This window comes from Paraglaciecola sp. T6c, assembly GCF_000014225.1.
Classification (GTDB): Bacteria; Pseudomonadota; Gammaproteobacteria; order Enterobacterales; family Alteromonadaceae; genus Paraglaciecola; species Paraglaciecola atlantica_A.
Genome location: NC_008228.1, coordinates 826,658 through 845,475, shown reverse-complemented (window position 1 = coordinate 845,475; position 18,818 = coordinate 826,658). Strand labels below are relative to the sequence as shown.

Genomic DNA, 18,818 nt, shown 5'->3' with positions numbered 1-18,818 from the left:
AGGACAAGGATTATGGCGACACCAAGCGATAGCGCTCTTACTCAATCGGTAAATGCGTTGGTGGCAAAAATTAATGATGCAACCCAAGCAAAAGAATCTTTGTTCGAACAGGCTGAAATCTATTTCCAATCGGCCCAGAGTCAAGCGCGAACGATCATGCAGCTCACTCAAGATATCGAAGAGAAGCAAAGAACAATTGACTCAGCTCAAAACGAAATACAGAAGAATCAATTTCGTGAGCTTCATATTCAAGCCCAAAAAGCACTCAAGGACGAAAGAAGCAAACAGTCCCGTTTAAGATATGCACGTCTTCAGACTCTCAATCAAATATGTACTGAAATAATTCAACTATGTGAAGGCACGAGTTGGCAAGAAACTCAGCAAAAAAGTGCCAAAGTCCTAGCTACCTTACTCCTGATATGCCCGCCAGAAGGTAACGCTGTGGCGCAAACGCATCAGCGTTGCAAACCTTTTTATAAGGCCGTGCTGAGCTTACGCTTATTGGATCAAATGCTTAAGAATGAACAGGTTGAAAACGCGTATGTTGTTAGTCGCTTCAATGAATCATCGCGATTCTCCACACCAGCAAAAGCACCTCAAAATTTAAATTTGTTCCAAAAAGATGTCGCCATTCCGTTAATTAGCGCGTCCATATTGCAAGACATTGGTATGCAGCATCCTGAAATTCAGCGTTTATTAAAAGGCTCAGACGGTTCGCAAGACCCGTATCGCGTATTAGAAAAAGAAGTACGTGTGCCTCTTTTAATCATGAACCATGAACAAACCATTGATTATGCGAATAATGGATTAGGCGAGGGACAATTTAGCGAAGAAAATGATGACTCTGTAGAGTTCAAAGAACGTCAAGAGCGGTTTGAGAAAAGTGAAGCTAATCGAGCTCGATTACTACTAAGCATGCTAAATGGAGCGATTAAACCTAAAGAAGCCCTCGGCAGCGCGCTCAAAGCCGCGCAGATTTATACGTCCATTGTACTCTCCACCAAGCCCAACTTTAATTTTGCTGACTTACCTAAAGCCACTAAGGTCGTTTTACATTCCGCTCAAAAAGGCGCATTGACCTTAACGGGTGCGCAAAGCTTGCAACAGGTTGTGGGTCATTTCCCCATGGGGTTTGGCGTCGTTTTTTGTCACGAGAAGATAGATGATACGGCTGAGAAACACTATGCTTACGCTTTGGTCAATATGCTTAACCCGCCAAGAGCGAATGACCCTCATTGCCGTATAATTAATTCATTAAACGCTGAGTACCCAGCTGGCAAACAAACTGTTATTCCCCAGCAGCAAAATTTGTATTTTGAGGACGCTTATAACCAATTCAACGCGTTACCGGAAGAACACCTGAATGGCCTTGCTCAAAATATTGCTGAAAAACTCGATCAACCTAAATGTAAAGACACACTTCCTAATCATTGGTCTGCGTACGCTTATTTTCACTTTAAAAAGCAGCAGAACTTTTGGCTACAACATAAGAAATAGTGTTTACTTTATTGATATAACTAAAAAGATGAGTTTATAGCACTCAATTCTACCCTGTTGCTCTTGATTGCTTACTGAATGTCCCCATTTCGGCACCTGCTTTACAGGATGCTAAGTCAATTAGCCTTTAGGCAAAAGTATTGAGATTTTATTAGTCTTTATCCTGTCCTTATTCGTACAAGCTAAGTGAAAACATTGGATTTAGGCGTTTCACCGATAAATTGCATCGAAATACGTATTTTGCGTGGAATCTAACAATAACCAATCTCAATTCAACCATACTATGAAAACCGAAACCACTATACATCAGGCGTGTGTTGCTCACGCTAAACGAGGATTTAACTTAATGCGCTTACTCAAGCCCTTTCTACTGACCACTATTCTTTTGACTATAGTGACCGCGTGCTCAAAGCAATCTGAGCAAAAACCATCCGCAGCGCAAGCTCTGCCGGTTGAAACGAGTGCACCGATTAAAGCAGTCATCACACAGTGGGATGAATACACGGGTCGCTTCGAAGCGACTCAGCAAGTGGATATTCGCGCACGGGTTAGCGGCTATTTGGACAAAGTAAACTTTAAAGATGGTCAAATGGTCAAGAAAGGGGACGTGCTTTTCGTTATCGACCAACGCCCATTTAAAATCGCCTTACAAAGCGCAGAATCGCAGTTTGCGTTAGCAAAAAAAGAATTGGCTAGAGGCAAAGACTTGCGTAAGAAGAACTCGTTGTCCCAGGAAGAAGTAGACCGTCGTCAAAACGAATACGATATCGCGCTAGCCAATGTTGAAACGGCTAAGCTCGATTTGGAGTTCACAGAAGTTAAATCCCCGATTGATGGTGTGGTCTCACGTGATTTAATTAACGAAGGCAACCTCGTTAATGGCAGCGCAACGAGTGCATCTTTACTGACAAATGTTGTATCTATAGACCCTATCCATTTTTATTTCGATGCGGGCGAGCGTGACCTGCTAAAATACATTCGCCTTAGCCAATCCAACAAACGTGAAAGCTCACGTAGTGCGTCCAACCCTGTCAAAGTCCGCTTACAAGATGAAGAAGACTTTGTTCACTCGGGTGTTATGGACTTTGTCGATAACCAAATCGACCAAAACACCGGCACTATCGTTGGCCGCGCTATATTAGATAACCCGGGTGGATTTATCGTGCCGGGCTTGTTTGGTCGTATTCGTTTATTGTCTGAATTGAACGTAGAAAAAATCCTGATCCCTGATGCTGTTATCGGTACAGACCAATCCCGTAAATTCGTTTTTGTGGTGAACGGTGAAGGCAAAGTCGATCGTAAATTCGTTACTTTGGGTAAATTACACACTAAGGAATTACGCGTCATTGAATCTGGTTTAACCCAAGATGACCATATTATTTTGAATAACTTGATGCGCGCCCGTCCCGGTACGCCAGTTCAGGCAGAAAATGTTGACCTTTCTAGCCAATACTCGCTGTAAAGGACGCATAAAATGAACATATCTCATTTCTTCATTGACCGACCGAAGTTTGCTTCGGTCTTGGCAATTATTGTTTTAATCATAGGCAGTCTTGCGTACTTCAGTTTGCCTGTTGAGCAGTACCCACAAATAGCCCCGCCAACTGTTCAGGTGGTGGCGTCCTACCCAGGCGCAAGCGCTGAAATAGCGGCTAAAACCGTCGCAACGCCATTGGAGCAAGAAATAAACGGCGTGGAAAATATGCTGTATATGTCGTCTCAGTCAACGGCTGATGGGCGAGTCACCATCACGGTTACTTTCAAACTGGGAACGGATTTAGATAACGCACAAGTGCAGGTTCAAAACCGCGTGGCCATCGCTGAACCTAGGTTACCTGAAACGGTTAGCCGTTTAGGTATTACCACCAAAAAGAACTCACCGGATTTAATGTTAGTGGTCAACATGTACTCACCCAATGGTACATACGACCAAACCTACATTGCTAACTATGCTGCGCTACAAATTCGTGACCAGCTATCTCGTATCGATGGAGTCGGCGATATCTTAACCTTTGGCGCCAGCCAATACTCTATGCGCGTTTGGCTTGACCCAGACATCATTGCATCTCTTGATATGACGGCCGCAGAAGTGGTAACTGCATTACGAGGACAAAATATTCAGGTTGCAAGCGGCACCTTAAATCAGTCGCCTGTGGATGCAGGACAAACTGCATTTGAGCTAAACGTTCAAACCCAAGGGCAACTGATTGAGCCTGAAGAATTTGAAAATGTCATTATTAAAAACCAAGACGGAAAGATCGTGCGCTTGCGCGATGTGGGCCGTGTGGAGCTTGGTGCAGAAAGTTATACCACCCGCGGTTATTTAGGAGACAAAAAAGCCGTCGCGATGCCGGTATTCCAACGTCCAGGCTCGAATGCCATTGAGACGGCGGACGCTATTAAGGCTGCCATGGTTGAGGTCGGGAAAAATTTCCCACCAGATTTAACTTATGAAATAGCCTACAACCCGACTAACTTCATCAGCGAGTCAATTACCGCCGTTGAACACACCATATACGAAGCAATAGCCCTAGTTGTTTTAGTCATTATGGTGTTCCTACAGAATTGGCGTGCAGCGCTCATTCCAATCATCGCTATTCCTATATCATTAGTCGGTACGTTCGCAGTGCTAAGTGCATTTGGCTTCTCTTTAAATAACTTGACCTTATTTGGTCTGGTGTTAGCCATCGGAATTGTTGTTGATGATGCCATCGTAGTGGTTGAGAACATGGAACGTTTAATGGCCGATGGTATGCGTCCTTTAAAAGCTGCTCGTCAGACCATGACAGAAGTCGGCGGAGCGGTACTGGCGATTGGGCTAGTACTGGTCGCGGTATTCTTGCCCACAGCCTTTGTGGACGGTATTTCAGGACAATTTTATAGTCAGTTCGGTATCACCATCGCCGTAGCCACTATCATCTCGGTGTCTGTGTCGTTGATCCTCAGTCCTGCTATCTCTGCAGTGCTGTTTAAGCCTCATAAAGACGAATCAGAAAAAAGCGGTGTATTTCATTACCTGTCGGGCAAATTTAACCGTGGTATGGACAGAACCTCGGATAAATACGCACGCATGGTCGCCAAGCTTGTCCGCCATGGTTCAATTATGTCGTTTGTATATGTGTTGCTTATGGGCTTTACGGTTTACATGTTTAGCATCGTGCCCAAAGGCTTTATTCCTGCTCAAGACCAAGGTTATTTGATTGTTGGCGTCCAGTTACCCTCTGGTGCTTCGCTTTCTCGCACGGATGCCGTTGTGCAAGAAGCGGTAGATAAATTACTTAGCATTGAAGGCGTTGAGAATGCCGTTGCTTTTGCTGGGTTCTCCGGTGCGACGTTTACCAATGCCACCAACTCAGCGGCAATTTTTGCCATCATGAAATCCTTTGATGAGCGCGCTGAAATTGGCGCTACATTTAACAGCGTCCTTGGCAACGCAAGGGCACAAATGAGCTCTATCGACTCAGCCAATGTCGTCGTTATTCCGCCACCACCAGTGCGCGGTATTGGTAATGGCGGTGGCTTTAAAATGATGCTTGAGGACAGAAGTGGCCGAGGCCTGCCAGCACTCGAACAAGCGATGTGGCAGCTCGCTGGTGCAGCAAATCAAGAACCTGCTACCACTGCGGTGTTCAGCTTCTTTGAAACCAGCACACCGCAACTGTACGCAGATATTGATCGTGAACGAGTTGAACGATTGGGTGTATCCGTATCAGACGTATTTAGCGCCCTAGAAATCTATTTAGGCAGTGCCTTCGTCAATGATTTTAGCTACCTAGGCAGAACGTTCCGGGTAACGGCTCAAGCTGACGCGCCTTACAGAATGGAAGCCGATGACATAGGGCGAATTCGTGTGCGTAATTCGTCAGGTGAAATGGTTCCCCTGAGCTCAGTGGCAACGTTTGAATATCGCTCAGGCCCTTCACGAGTGCCAAGATATAATTTATACCCAGCGGCAGATTTAATCGGCAGTACTGCGCCAGGCTTTAGTTCAGGGGAAGCGATCGCCACTATGGAGCGACTCGCGGCAGAGATTTTGCCCGACGGAATAACCTACGAATGGACTGAATTGGCCTATCAAGAACAACAGTCAGGCAGTACCGGTATATTGGCTTTTGGCTTCGCGGTGGTCTTCGTGTTCTTGCTACTGGTTGCGCTTTATGAGAGCTGGACGCTACCTTTATCTGTTATTCTCATCGTACCCATGTGTTTACTTAGCGCCATCATCGGTGTGCACCTTATGGGGCTAGATAACAATATCTTGACGCAAGTTGGCTTAATCGTGCTCGTTGGTCTTGCCAGTAAGAATGCCATTCTTATCGTAGAATTTGCCCGTCACCGTGAGCATGAAGGAGCTGGCTTATATGAGGCCGCTAGCGATGCCGCCAAACTACGATTACGTCCTATTTTAATGACCTCGTTCGCTTTTATTCTTGGCGTTTTACCCCTAGCAGCAGCCACTGGAGCAGGAGCAGAGATGCGTCAAGCATTAGGCGTGGCGGTATTCAGTGGCATGTTAGGTGTGACATTCTTTGGCTTGATATTCACACCCGTGTTTTACGTTTTAATGCGTAAACTATCAATGCTAGTGAAAGGTCAGAAATTGGATGAAATGGGCCGAGTGCCGGTGATTGAAAGAGAGTAATTAGCGCTAGATAGCATCAGCCCGCCAGAATACTTAAACTTGTTCTGGCGGGCTTTTTTTATGTCCCGCGGATAGGCTTGTTATTCCCCTAAAGGTTGATTCCAAGGCCCAGTGCGATTTCGTCGACTTAAGGCTACCATCACCAATTTAAGGTGCTTCCTTCCACCACAGGGTTTGAATAGGCGCTTGGTCAAGCGTAAAGACTTGGCCAAATTCAGGGGTACTCAACGCGACTTTATTCAACGCAGCAGCTTGCTTAACCCTGTTTAGCGGCTCATACCAAGGATGAAACGCCAAATCAAAAGTGCCGTTATGGATAGGCACCATTACCTTACCAGCTAAGTCCATATGTGCCTGTACAGACTCTTCCGGTGTCATATGAATATCCGCCCAATCCTTGTCATATGCGCCGGTTTCAATCATGGTTACATCGAACGGTCCGTATTTATCACCTATGTCTTTAAAGCCCGAAAAATAGCCTGAGTCCCCACTGAAGTAAAAGCTTCTTCCATCGCATTTAACCACCCAAGAACCCCACAGTGTTTTATTTCCATCACCAATCCCGCGACCGGAAAAATGTTGTGTAGGGGTAAATGCGATTAAGGCATGCTCTGTCTGCCACTCTTGCCACCAATCAAACTGTTTTATTTTGTCATTGCTTACGCCCCACTTTTGCAAGTCTCCTTGAACGCCTAACGGCACCAAAAACAAGGTCGTTTTGGTATTGAGTAACTTGATCGCAGCCTGGTCTAAATGATCATAATGATTATGTGATATGAATACTTTATCGATTGGTGGTAATTCCTCGATACTGATGGGCGTCGGCTCAAAGCGCTTTGGCCCGATAAATGAAAAAGGCGATGCTCGTTCAGAAAATACTGGGTCAATAAGCCAATACTGTCCAAACACTTTCAACAAAATAGACGAGTGGCCCAACTTAACTAAGTAAACATTATCATCACTTAGTGCATCTAATTGCTGACGCGTAACAGCTTGTACCGGCACATGTTCATTGGGCACTGCATCGACCTTTTTCTCGGTAAAGTAGCGAGCAAAGATCCCTAGTGTTTTACCCAAGCTTGGCGGCTCACTGTGCACAGCATTTTTAAATTTTCCACCATCGTAATGAGGGCTACTTGGCTCTTCATCACCAATCGTGGCAACTAATTCTTTGTTCAACGCGCATGCTCCTATGAAGCTACATATCAGTATCGAGATTGTGCTGAAAATAAAGGTTTTCATTCACCTTCCAAAAAGTAAACTGCGAAGTGTAATTTATCATAAGAAGCAAAAAAGTAAACTATCAAGTCTACTTTAGTTACGATACCATGCCCTTGAATCGGATTTTAAACCTTTAGCAAAGAAACATAAAAAGAGGAGTTCGGGTGAAATTATCGGACAAGAAACGTTTAAACATTTTAGATGCAGCTGAACAATTGTTCTTTGAAAATGGTGTAGAACACACCACTATGGACCAAATCGCCAAAGCTGCTCAGGCTTCTAAGCGTACCGTATACAACCACTTTGTGACCAAAGATGCGCTATTTGAGGCGATTATTAGCCGAATGGTTGAGCACCTTAATCAAGATGAGGAGTTGAGCTTTAGCAACAAAGTAGCGATTGATATTCAACTGACCAAAATCGCACAACAAGAAGTGTCACTGCTTAACTCCGAACACTTTTTACGTATAGCCAAAATAGCCTTTATGCAAATGTTACAACAGCCGACGTTAGCCGAGCATATCGCCAGTAATCAATTTGGTTGTATGCGTTACCTTGAGTCTTTCTTGCGCCAAGGGGTAGCTAACAATAAACTGCAAATAGAAAATATAGAATTTGCGGCTAAACAATTCGTTTATCAGCTAAAGTCATTTGTGTTTTATCCGGTTTTGTTTGGCTTTGAAACCCCTAATTCCCTGCCGCTAAAAAAGATTATTGAACAAACTGTTGCGACGTTTTTATCTCGCTATCAGGTAAAGTAAGAGCAGGTATGTTATCCAGTGGTAGCGTCACACGAAAAATGGACCCCTCACCATTATCAGGAACCGCATAAACCAGTTTAGCGCCAATTAAATCTGCACTTTTTTTAACCATGTATAGACCAAGCCCTGTACCCACTGAAGCCGCAGGATGGAAGCGTTCAAACATTTGAAATAGTTTTTTTCGATACACCTCATCAATACCCAAACCGTTATCTTGTACCTCCAACACGAACTCTTGGTTCAGCTTGTAGGTTAAGACGCGAATAAAAGAATTGGCCTTACCCGTGTCTTGGTACTTAATCGCATTGGAAATGAAGTTGTCAATTATTTGGGTAAATTTATAGGGCTGAGTGTTGATTGTTCCTATGTACTCAAAACGTGTCTCAATGTCTAAGCGTTCGAAGTTTTCCATATTACTCAGAGCGGCCAGTGTTTCACACACGATCACTGACACATCAATAGGTTGGGAGCTCTCCTCTTGCAGCTTAACTTTGCTCACATCCAAAACACCGCTGACCAAATCACTTAATTTAGAGAGCCCGTCGTGAGAGGTTTGAACTGTCTTCAAGGCACTCTGTAAATCACCGTTACTAATCTGTTGTGTGATCATCTTCATAAGATAGCCCATAGAGCTCAATGGCGACCGTAAATCATGAGTAAGTCGATAGGCAAACTCCTCCATTTCTTGCTTGTCTTGCAACAAATCTACAGAGGCTTTTTTCTGCAACGTAATGTCTTGAATTTGTGAAATGAAGTACAGAGGGTGTTGTGCTTTGTCTCTTACTAAAGACACCGTCAACTTAGCCCAAATCAATCGACCACTTTTATGGAAGTAACGTTTTTCCATGTTGTACGTTTGTATGTCACCGGCAAGTATTTGCTTAAGAAAAGTAAGGTCAGTTTGTAGATCCTCAGGATGAGTAATAGATTGGAAATCTATTTTAAGCAGTTCTTTCTCGCTGTAACCAAGGATATCGCATATGGCTTTGTTGACTTTTAGCCAGGTACCGTCTGGTGATATTAACGCCATACCTATGGCTGAATGCTCCATTGCAAGACGAAACATATCCTTATGCTCCAAATTAACTAATGGAGCGGCCAATCTTCTTCCTTTGAACATATCGATTATTTTTTTTACCATAAAAACCTACAATAAATGACGTCTATGCAGTGGGCTCTTAATAAGAAAAGTAAACTTTTGTATCGCGATTAGCTAGCGCAATGCGCTACGATGCGGAAAACCTAGACTAAAGTCTACAACCTGACAGCACTTTGAATATAAGAGACAGAAATAGCGAAATAAAAAGTTATATTATTCAACGCAGGCTATTAAAAAATGAAAGTAGACACCGCCTGATGATCAGGCGGAGTAATATTGAAATTAGGTGGAGTTGGTCGATAAGCCAACCTCAGCAAAATTAATGTACTAGTAAAAACAGTATGTTATAAAACCAACCAATATATATTGTCACAGTTTTTGGCACAACCATTTCAAGACTTTAAATATACTATTTAAGGTGACACAACTGATTGAAATATTCATATTTCTAAATATTTAACTTACCCCCCATGACTCCTATTCTGAAAATGATCCTTTATATTTTAAAATCTCTGCGTACTCACTCTCATCCATCGCCATACAACTTAAATGAGCTTGCCTTAATTTCCACATTGAAATGGTATCTAATTCAAACATCTCGATTGTTCTTTCACCTTTACCACAATCTTTCTCTGTGGGCTTGACGACGTAAGGAACATCATTACTTGGGAAAAATGAAATAAATTCGGATGGTGTATCTAAATATGGGTGAATGATTTTGAATGTACAGTCGCTGTAGTTTTTATCATAACTATCTATCACTGTGGTTCGTTTCTTTAATCTTCTATTACAAAATTCACAGGAAGCAAACAAGTTCTCAGGTGTGAACATGAACTCTTTAAATCCACGGGTTGCTTCTTTGTGTACAAAATGCTCTCGGTCAACTGATTTTCGATCAAAACCTAACCCGCAATAAACACATCTATTTTCTTGAATATCTACAAGCTTTTCTAACAACTCTTTCTTATATTTCTTCATTGCATTGGTCTGTAAATTCCATTGGCTAGGATCGTGAGGTATCAAACTTCCTATATAATGAACAGATTCTTTAGAAAGATTAGGTAAGACTGTTATATTAAGATACCAGTCATCCACGCTCATCAATAAAATCCTCCATAGCACCAATGAACTTTTTCAATGGATCTTTTTCATCTAAAACCAGTGACTCAAATTTACTCATTAGCTTTTTTAATTCTACAAAGTCTATATCATCACTTGACATTAATTGATGTGCTTTTTGTAAATCACTATCTAAATAGACACTGTTAATTATCCTCACATTGAAAACTCTGTATAAAACACTTTCAGGACTCCACCCTAAAGTTGAACTTTCGATAGGAGTAGCTCTAATGCCCTTTTCATCTTTTTCTAAAACTATCAATGAACTATCTTCAGGCTTTAAATCAGTAACTAAAAAATGAGAATGTGTAGCTATGACTACATGACACCCTTTCAAATCGGTTAAAAGCAAATCTATTAATGAAATATATTTTAGTTGCCAGTTGGGATGTAGGCTTATTTCAGGCTCGTCAATTACAACTAAAGAGTCATCGACAACATACCTTACAAAAGATGAAAGACTGTGTAACAGTTGACTTTCTCCTGAACTTGCATCCATAAAAGTGAAGTCTTGTTTATCACCCTCTTTTGCTAATCTTAAAGATACATCACTAATCAAACCGACTCGCCTTAAGAGATCAATATTTTGATATGCTTTGAGAAACCCGTAGTTATCATCCAATAGGTTTACCTCAAAATATGCTTCTTTATCAGATACCCGTAGAATGATATCTTTAAAATAACTTAGAATATTTCTGGCTGCTTTTAAATCAAATTCACGAATCAAGTCCACCTGCATTCTTCTGGAATTCAGTGAATAGTGTTCAATAAATTCTAGCAAATCTTCTGCTTTGCAGTTAAACAAATCAAGCTTTGTTGTTTTTTTAAGACTGAACCTAATACGTATAATATTTTCAAACGAAAGAAAACTAAAAATTTTTGAAAGAGGCTTTATCTTGTTATTAGAAACACAATCAAGTAGGTTTTCGATTGTCTTTCTCATTAAGGAGCTAGTCCAAGATGCATTGCTTGTTTCTCTTATGCCACAATATTGATAGTTCTTATCAAAAAATTTGTCACTATCAGAGAAAGGTAACTTATCATTATTAGAAGCGGAGATAGCAATAACTTTATTACTTATTATGGCTGTTTTTTCTTGTGCTTTATTTGAGTTTAGTAAAATTTTTTTATTGCTCTCATTCAAATAAGCTAGCTCGTAATTAAATTTTTTGGTCCTGCTAGAACTCTCGGATGGGTGATGAGATCTAACGGCTGATATCAGCTCATTTAATAAGCGAGTTTTCCCTGTTCCATTCTCTCCAATCAATAACGTTTTGAAGTTCTTTGATGATTCACTCTTTGTGAAATTAATTTCCGAGAACGAGTCACTTTTGTATGCGAGGATTCGAAACATTCTTCCCTAAACCTAATGCTAATCAATTAGTAATAAACAAGGTTCTCAATAAATCAGTCATTACTCAAGAACTATTAATTCATTCTGTTCTCCAGTGATAGCCATCCTTTCAAGTAACATAGAGATCCCTCCATATATCTTGTAGAGCGTATACTAATTATTAGTTTTGTTAATACGTGTTAACACAAACTGACTCTGATTTTGGCCAACTAAAGTGCCAAAAGCTTGCTACCAGCATAAATTGACTATTCATTAGCTAGCTTGTTATTTACGCAAACAAAAACGTATTCTCTTTCAGAATATCAATGATATCCGGTTCACCTTCCTGACCATCTGTATAAAAATTGACTGAGGTGTTTTTGCGACAAATTATAAGTTTTGTGCGCGCTCGAGTCAGAGCAACATATATAAGCCTTAGATACTCATCTTTGGTGTCGTATGATGAGCGAGAATAGCGAGGATCGACCACAAAACAAACATCGGCTTCTAGTCCTTTCGCTTTATGCATCGTCATTACAGAAATTCTTTTCAACAGTGGCATATACTTTTCGGTTTTAAGCGCCAAAGTAATTGCATCGCTTATCGTATCAACTACCTTAGTTGTCCTAGCTAAAATGAGTATTGCCTCTGTCTTGTGCGATCTTTCTAACAACTGAGTCAACTTACTTGTTAAGTCATTAACAAGTCCTTGCAAATCATCATGCTCGATAAGTTCCGGTGCATCTCCTTCTGATTTTCCGGTTGTTAGTTTTTTTGGTAACGATTGAGTGTAACGTCGGACAAAGTTAGTGAGTCGAAGAATTCGACTGGTAGACCTATAGCTATGTCTTGAGGTAAAGCGCTTAACTTCTGTGTTCTCTGCATAATTTTCAAACCTAGCCGGACGAGCACCTCTAAATCCAAATATCGATTGAGCTGTATCTCCAACACAAAATAACTTTATGCCTGCTGCTGATAGCTTCTCGAGGATCTGCCACTGCACCAAATTGGAGTCTTGCATTTCATCTAAAATTAGATGCTCGCAACCATCAGATACTTTGTTGGAGAATTTTGGAACTTTCATGCGCTTGTTCATAAAAGTCAAAACATCATCGAAATCCCATAGAGAATGTTTTTCTTTCAATTTCTTATAGGCGACGTAAACGGTTCGTGCATCTTTAGCGTTAACCTTTAACTTTTTAGAACGTCTTGAGCTAATAGAATCAATTAGGTTACCAAGATTTGGCTTACAATCATTAGCACTAAATGAGAACAATCTATCATAATCTTCTGCTTTGCCTTTAATCGTCGAATTAGAAGCAACTATGTTACGCAAATAGTATTCTCTGGTCTTAGTTAAAGCGCCTTTTTCTTTCTCTGACGGCATATAAGTACTTGAGCCATATTGCTTTTTATCGTGTCGTTTCAATTGCTGACCACACCAAGCACTAAATGTCTTGATATTTGGAAGTTCAAAACGGTCTTTTCCGTTTAGCGGCTTTAGCTTTTCGAGTTTTTTTCTTATTCGCTGTTTAAGCTCTTTTACCGCATCATTTGTGTAAGCCAGTATAGTAATTTTATTAGCATCAACGTCTTTCTCACTTATGAGCCAAACTACTCGCTTTACTATTTCTCTCGTCTTACCGCAACCAGCACCAGACTTCACTACTATGTTGTGGTGCTCTGATTTATAAGCTTTTGAAATTTTTTTAACTTTTGTTAACGGTAGTGGTAATTCGATACTTTTCTTTAAGTGATTGAATTTTATTAATTTAATAAGTTCATCTGTCTTTATAATAGTAGGGTTTTGGATAGTCTCCAATAAATCGGTTAGCAGCTTTGTTTTCATTGTATTGAACACTGTTTCATCTAGCCGAAACACCTTGGTCCCTTCAAGCTCTTCATTTATTTGGCGAGTAGCTGCTTCTTTATTACCGCCATCCTGCCAACGACTTTTCTCTTGAATAGTTTTTAAAAGAAGCTTTCTATCAATTTTTCGCATTACAATTGGATCTATTATTGCAATTTCATCCAGTGGCATTGTCTGAGTAGGTAGGTCCGATAGCGGGATGGTTTTCTGAAACAACTTGCTATTGTGACCTGCACGGTTTGTATAGAAACGTCTTTCGATGCGAGTGACCATTGCTAGCTTTTTCATAGCCTGTTGTACTTCAGCATGTTCAATCAAAAAAAAGGTAATGTCTGTCTTCATCTCCTTTAATATTTTATCGTACACGATGTAGTGATTGCTTCTCCTATTACCTATGTAGCATGTTTCAACAAGCTTTTCCAAAGGCCAGCAGGAGCCCGTCGAAATACTATTGATAGCAAAGTATGCAGGAAACACGAACGGTTGAAATACACCTGGCATGTTAAAAGCTATATCAACCCTCTTGTATCTCGCTTTTGCAATAAACTGTGAGTAGGCTCTTTTTTTCAGTACTGACTTGATGTGTCCGAATAGGATACTGAGTTCAAGGTCTGTGAATCGACTTGGAATAAAATCAATCTGGACTCTTTTACCTTCTAGACCCTTAGTCCCATCAGCGATATAGATATAGAAAAACTTGCGTCTATCATTGAATAGTTTTATTCGATAAACAGATGTAAAAATCGGAGCTTTTGGATATCGCTCACCCTCACTATTTTCCTTACTCATAAGACCGTTATTCGCTTTATGAACCCATGGCTCATGGCGGATTGTTAAAATCTCACGTAGTGCATTGGATCTCGGCTTTAGTAGCCCAGTATCGTTATTTGTAAATAGTTCAACAGTTTTAGCTTGAGAGCAATCCACTTGAATAGATAGATAATCACAATCAAGTTTTAGATATTTTTCTGGCTCTTCAAAATATCTACTCAACAACTTAGATTGGTACTTTGCGTGCTTTGGATCCTGTAGCAACTTCACTAACGATTTTGGTTCATCTTTATAGCTTAGTGTTCCGTTATTAATAAACGATTGATAAACAGCATTCAAGTCAGTATCTACATGACTGTTATTTTTGAGTGCAAATTTGTTACTCCACAGGTTATTTTCAATATCTGAAAACATCAAATTTTTATCATTCCTTGTCATACAAACACCTCTAAATAATATCGATTGTTAATTCTATATAAGTGACATTCCACTGAGCTTATACAGATCAAAAAAAAGCTCTCTCTGTAGCTCTAATACAAATGCCTCGTAATTTTAGTTCTCCCCAATAATTCTCTTGGCTAAAAACAACTTCCATTAATTCTGGACAGATAATATAATAGACTAAGAGCAAAATGTAAAATTAATTCTGAACAGAGCAATGAACTCATCTATCCCAGTACCATAAACCATGAGCATAAAGGTAAAAAATAATGGCAAGATTAAGAAAAGGAAGATCTGAAAAGGAATGGCTTGAGTGCGGTCAGTCACTCATCGAGTTTGTAGGTAATAGCAGACTCAAGGTAGCAAAACGCAAGAGTGAACTGAAAAATGAAATCGATCGTCTTCTAAAGGAACTTAACCAAGCTAAAGCAAATAACGAACAGAAAAAGGTTGAACAATTAGTTACTGAGCTCAATACATTGAGCAATGACTGTGGTGACGCATGGAAAGCATGGGTCAAAAAAATATCCCAAGATGAATTAGATAAAAAAAGAGATAGAACTGATCTATCCCTCGAAGCTGCGCGATATTTTGAAAGTTTAATAGAAGACAGTAGCAAAGCGAAAACATATGAACAGCTTCATCAAGCTTTAAAGTTACTTGGAGTGACCAGCTTGTCTCAACTCGATACTCTCTATAGATTTTTTATTCAGTTTGAAGACAACACCGAAAAGCAAGCTAATACAACGTCACTACCTGAGCAAAAAATTAAGTTAAAAGACACGCGGGCATTGAGGCTACTTGAAAAGGGATTGAAATCACGTGGTGTGAATAGTTTGGAAAAATTGACCCATTGGGCAAATGATGTAGATACCGTCTACGTTACTGGCAGTATGGTCCCGATTTCAGATAGTGAGGTTCTAAGTAAGAGTCAATGTGAACCTGTATTAGACGGAGTGACAAAAATTGTTTTTAAAGAATAGCCTTTATAGATTTTAATTGACGTATTAACTAGGTCAAAAACATCTCTATTCCTACCTCAAAAGGCTTGCTAGCATATGCATAGCAGTTACTGCTAGCACGCCTCTTTTAACGTAAAACCAATCATATTACATATCAAAACTGGAGTTCAGATGACTACAGCGAGTCCACTCGCCCTGTATTTAGGGAGACTTGCGCCTAATAGTCGGCGCTCAATCAAGTCACAGCTATACAAAGTTGCTGAGATAATGGAATGGCCACCGGATAAACGCGACGAGATGCTCCACCAAGTTGATTATCAAACTGCATGCCAAATCAAAGTAGAGCTTATTCAACACGGTTCATCTTCCAAATCAGTTAATCGTGCCATGTCGGCCATTCGTAACGTGGTTAAGGTCGGTGTCATCATGGGCCTAGTGCCTGAAAATCAGCTAATTCAGCTCAGTGCTATTAAACTTGAAAAGACCTCACAGCATCAGGGTAATCCACTCAATGCAACGCAGGTAAATACATTGTTTAGCTACTTAAACAAACACACCAGCATCATCGATGTCCGTAATCAGGCTATATTCGCCCTATTACTAGGTGCAGGCCTGCGCAGAAGTGAACTAACTGCTCTGCACTTGAAGGATTTAATCTTACACGAACGCCAACTTGTCGTGCAAAAAGGAAAAGGCAATAAACGCCGGACGGCCTTCTTACCTAAATGGTGTGTCGAGCATGTTTATTCATGGTTGTTGCTCCGAGGGGATAATGCAGGCTACTTATTCAATCCCGTGAACAAAACCAATCGCATCAATATTAATCGAGGCATAACCACCGAGAGCGTTTACTTATTGGTACGTAATACGGCAAAGCAGGTAGGACTTGGTAACGTATCCCCCCATGACTTGCGCCGCACCTATATCACCCGCCTATTAGAGCAGAACATCGATTTAAATACCGTTCGCCTAATGGCAGGACACCAAGATATCAGTACCACCGTGGTGTACGACAAACGCGATAACAAGGTGATGCAAAAAGCTGCATCTTCACTGAGCTATGGTGATACCAGAGAGGCCAATTCATGAGTCGCCCTCAACACACTGCTCTAGCTGCTCGCTATGCAAGCGCCCTTCTCACTTATGGTCTAACTGAGCCTGAATATGAAGCTCTGGATACGGATGTTTTGGACAAGCTAACAATTCTGATTGGTCCAAATCAAAAGCCGTCATCGTTTGTAGAGATGCAGGCCGCTTTGCAAAGTATGGCTAAGAATGTACGAAACGATATCATTTACCACAATGCTAGATTGCTTTGTGCGATCTACCGAGTCCCGATAGAAAGCGCTGGGCTCATTGAGTACATCATCGCGCTGAGTTCATCGAGTGTGTTAAAGGAATTGGTTGATGAATTACAGTTTTGCGACTTAATAGATAGCGTAAAGCGAGCTTTAACGGCGCATTTTAAAGTTGATGAAGATACCTGTTACTCACAACTAGACGCTTTAGCCAGCAACGGCCTTATTCGCTCGACCACGCTAACGAACTCTTGTGACCTGATATTACCTGAAAGTCAGGTGCGGTTATTAACGCGTAGCAAGCTATCAAGTGCAGAGGTGTATTTACGTCATTTGTTATCGGCAAGTCCATCAGCGGCTTTCACCTTGAAAGACTTCTCGCACTTAGATACCGAAACGCTACATCAGTATTTACAGAGCGCAGTAAGGCAACGGTTAAGCGGAGTCAATATCCTCATCTACGGTGATGCGGGTACAGGAAAGACCGAACTAGCCAGAGCCTTAGCCAAGTCATTATCGATAACCCTATATGAAACGAAGACAATGGACAGCGCGGGTAAAGGATTAGAAGAGCGCTACGACGTTAGGAGTCAAAGTCGCCTTCGTATGCAGTACTTATCTTCAATGCAGGCACTATTAGGCAGTCACACCCAATCGATGTTTTTGATTGACGAATGTGAATCCATCTTTATGGATAGCGATGAATACTTTGCAAAAGATACCCTTCATCGTCTACTGGAAACGAATCCTAATCCCTGTATTTGGATAACAAACCATATTCAATACATCGAAAATAGCTTCATTCGGCGTTTTAAGCTGGTACAAGAAGTGAACGCCATAGAGGGAAAATACATAGAGCCACTGGCGAAACAGGCATTTAGTGGGTTACGTATCAAGCAACCCTATATCGATAAGCTACTTACTACAGCCAATATCACTCCTGCGCATATAGGGAATGCGGCACACGTAGCTAAAACCATCAATCTAACAGGCCAGTCAGCACAAGAAGTAGTTTCTGAGGTGATTCAAAGTACCTTATCAGCTTCTGATTTATTAGCCACACCACTTAGCTATAAACCAGAGATGGCGTTTGATGCTAGCTTGCTGAACATCAAGCAAGGCAAGGAAACCATTAAGCAAATTAATGCTGCGCTCGCACAACATGCGCCAATTCGTATATTACTGTCTGGCGAGCCTGGCACGGGTAAAACAGCCTTTGCGCACCACTTGGCGAAGCAGCATGACTTTAACCTTGTATCAGTGCGCTGCTCTGACGTTTTAAGCAAGTATATTGGTGAAAGTGAGTCCAACATTGCCAATATATTTTATGACGCACAGCAGCACGGCAACGCGTTATTACTAGATGAAGTGGATAGCTTATTAGTATCTCGCGAGCGCGTCACTGAGCAACATAACATACAGCTTATCAATGAGTTATTAACACAAATTGAATGTTTTGAGCAGCCAGTATTTGCCGCGACCAATTACGCACGGTTATTGGATAAAGCAGTACTAAGGCGTTTTGACTTTAAACTTGAAGCACAGTACCTAACTGCCCAGCAATCTATGACATTGTTTAAGCGAGTGTTATCACTTAGACAATTAACCCAATACGAACAACAAAAGCTATCCATACTGACCCAATTAACTCCAGGTGACTTCGCTATTGTAGCGCGTCGCATGCGGTTTCAGCCCGATGGTGATTTTCGCCAGCAAGCATTGTCTCTGCTTATCGAAGAGAGCCGTCACAAACAACCCAACCACCCTATCGGTTTCATCTCGAAATCACACTAACCTAAAAGGT

12 protein-coding genes are annotated in these 18,818 nt (G+C 41.1%); 7 read left to right on the top strand and 5 right to left on the bottom strand.

The annotated features are described in order from the left end of the window. Window positions 1-12 precede the first annotated feature (12 nt). The 3 genes from PATL_RS03785 (at window position 13) to PATL_RS03775 (ending at window position 6,139) form a co-directional block, all read left to right on the top strand. Window positions 13-1,497, top strand: coding sequence for a hypothetical protein (locus PATL_RS03785; RefSeq protein ID WP_011573629.1), 1,485 nt, complete (start codon window positions 13-15; stop codon window positions 1,495-1,497). A 346-nt stretch (window positions 1,498-1,843) separates the two neighbouring features. Then, window positions 1,844-2,959 (top strand): efflux RND transporter periplasmic adaptor subunit, encoded by a 1,116-nt coding sequence (locus PATL_RS03780; RefSeq protein WP_011573628.1) that lies wholly within the window; start codon window positions 1,844-1,846, stop codon window positions 2,957-2,959. 12 nt (window positions 2,960-2,971) lie between these two features. Beyond that, entirely contained in the window at window positions 2,972-6,139 is a 3,168-nt protein-coding gene (locus tag PATL_RS03775) for an efflux RND transporter permease subunit (RefSeq protein ID WP_011573627.1), read from the top strand. A 147-nt stretch (window positions 6,140-6,286) separates the two neighbouring features. Here PATL_RS03775 and PATL_RS03770 read toward each other — a convergent pair whose 3' ends face one another. Continuing rightward, on the bottom strand, window positions 6,287-7,381 hold the full coding sequence (locus PATL_RS03770) for an MBL fold metallo-hydrolase (protein WP_011573626.1): 1,095 nt from the start codon (window positions 7,379-7,381) through the stop codon (window positions 6,287-6,289). A gap of 143 nt (window positions 7,382-7,524) precedes the next feature. Here PATL_RS03770 and PATL_RS03765 point away from each other — a divergent pair, with 143 nt between their 5' ends. Further along, window positions 7,525-8,121, top strand: coding sequence for a TetR/AcrR family transcriptional regulator (locus tag PATL_RS03765; RefSeq protein WP_011573625.1), 597 nt, complete (start codon window positions 7,525-7,527; stop codon window positions 8,119-8,121). Here the strand turns inward: PATL_RS03765 and PATL_RS03760 are convergent. The 4 genes from PATL_RS03760 to PATL_RS03745 form a co-directional block, all read right to left on the bottom strand. Further along, on the bottom strand, window positions 8,072-9,223 hold the full coding sequence (locus PATL_RS03760) for a sensor histidine kinase (RefSeq protein ID WP_232283284.1): 1,152 nt from the start codon (window positions 9,221-9,223) through the stop codon (window positions 8,072-8,074). The genes PATL_RS03765 and PATL_RS03760 overlap by 50 nt on opposite strands. Window positions 9,224-9,697: 474 nt before the next feature. After that, window positions 9,698-10,321 (bottom strand): hypothetical protein, encoded by a 624-nt coding sequence (locus tag PATL_RS03755; RefSeq protein WP_011573623.1) that lies wholly within the window; start codon window positions 10,319-10,321, stop codon window positions 9,698-9,700. Then, window positions 10,308-11,693 (bottom strand): AAA family ATPase, encoded by a 1,386-nt coding sequence (locus tag PATL_RS03750; protein ID WP_011573622.1) that lies wholly within the window; start codon window positions 11,691-11,693, stop codon window positions 10,308-10,310. The genes PATL_RS03755 and PATL_RS03750 overlap by 14 nt, the downstream gene beginning before the upstream one ends. 268 nt (window positions 11,694-11,961) lie before the next feature. Continuing rightward, entirely contained in the window at window positions 11,962-14,751 is a 2,790-nt protein-coding gene (locus PATL_RS03745) for a UvrD-helicase domain-containing protein (RefSeq protein WP_011573621.1), read from the bottom strand. A gap of 272 nt (window positions 14,752-15,023) precedes the next feature. Here PATL_RS03745 and PATL_RS03740 point away from each other — a divergent pair, with 272 nt between their 5' ends. From PATL_RS03740 to PATL_RS03730, 3 genes are all read left to right on the top strand, one after another. Continuing rightward, window positions 15,024-15,737 (top strand): hypothetical protein, encoded by a 714-nt coding sequence (locus tag PATL_RS03740; RefSeq protein ID WP_011573620.1) that lies wholly within the window; start codon window positions 15,024-15,026, stop codon window positions 15,735-15,737. 150 nt (window positions 15,738-15,887) lie between these two features. Then, window positions 15,888-16,805, top strand: a complete 918-nt coding sequence (locus PATL_RS03735; protein ID WP_011573619.1) for a tyrosine-type recombinase/integrase — start codon at window positions 15,888-15,890, stop codon at window positions 16,803-16,805. Further along, on the top strand, window positions 16,802-18,808 hold the full coding sequence (locus tag PATL_RS03730; RefSeq protein ID WP_011573618.1) for an AAA family ATPase: 2,007 nt from the start codon (window positions 16,802-16,804) through the stop codon (window positions 18,806-18,808). The genes PATL_RS03735 and PATL_RS03730 overlap by 4 nt, the downstream gene beginning before the upstream one ends. Window positions 18,809-18,818: the final 10 nt, after the last annotated feature.

Excerpts from the sequence above, each read along its gene's own strand:
- PATL_RS03785 (WP_011573629.1), top strand. The coding sequence starts at position 13 with ATGGCGACACCAAGCGATAGCGCTCTTACTCAATCGGTAAATGCGTTG.
- PATL_RS03780 (WP_011573628.1), top strand. The coding sequence starts at position 1,844 with ATGCGCTTACTCAAGCCCTTTCTACTGACCACTATTCTTTTGACTATA.
- PATL_RS03775 (WP_011573627.1), top strand. The coding sequence starts at position 2,972 with ATGAACATATCTCATTTCTTCATTGACCGACCGAAGTTTGCTTCGGTC.
- PATL_RS03770 (WP_011573626.1), bottom strand. The coding sequence starts at position 7,381 with ATGAAAACCTTTATTTTCAGCACAATCTCGATACTGATATGTAGCTTC.
- PATL_RS03755 (WP_011573623.1), bottom strand. The coding sequence starts at position 10,321 with ATGAGCGTGGATGACTGGTATCTTAATATAACAGTCTTACCTAATCTT.
- PATL_RS03750 (WP_011573622.1), bottom strand. The coding sequence starts at position 11,693 with ATGTTTCGAATCCTCGCATACAAAAGTGACTCGTTCTCGGAAATTAAT.
- PATL_RS03745 (WP_011573621.1), bottom strand. The coding sequence starts at position 14,751 with ATGACAAGGAATGATAAAAATTTGATGTTTTCAGATATTGAAAATAAC.
- PATL_RS03740 (WP_011573620.1), top strand. The coding sequence starts at position 15,024 with ATGGCAAGATTAAGAAAAGGAAGATCTGAAAAGGAATGGCTTGAGTGC.
- PATL_RS03735 (WP_011573619.1), top strand. The coding sequence starts at position 15,888 with ATGACTACAGCGAGTCCACTCGCCCTGTATTTAGGGAGACTTGCGCCT.
- PATL_RS03730 (WP_011573618.1), top strand. The coding sequence starts at position 16,802 with ATGAGTCGCCCTCAACACACTGCTCTAGCTGCTCGCTATGCAAGCGCC.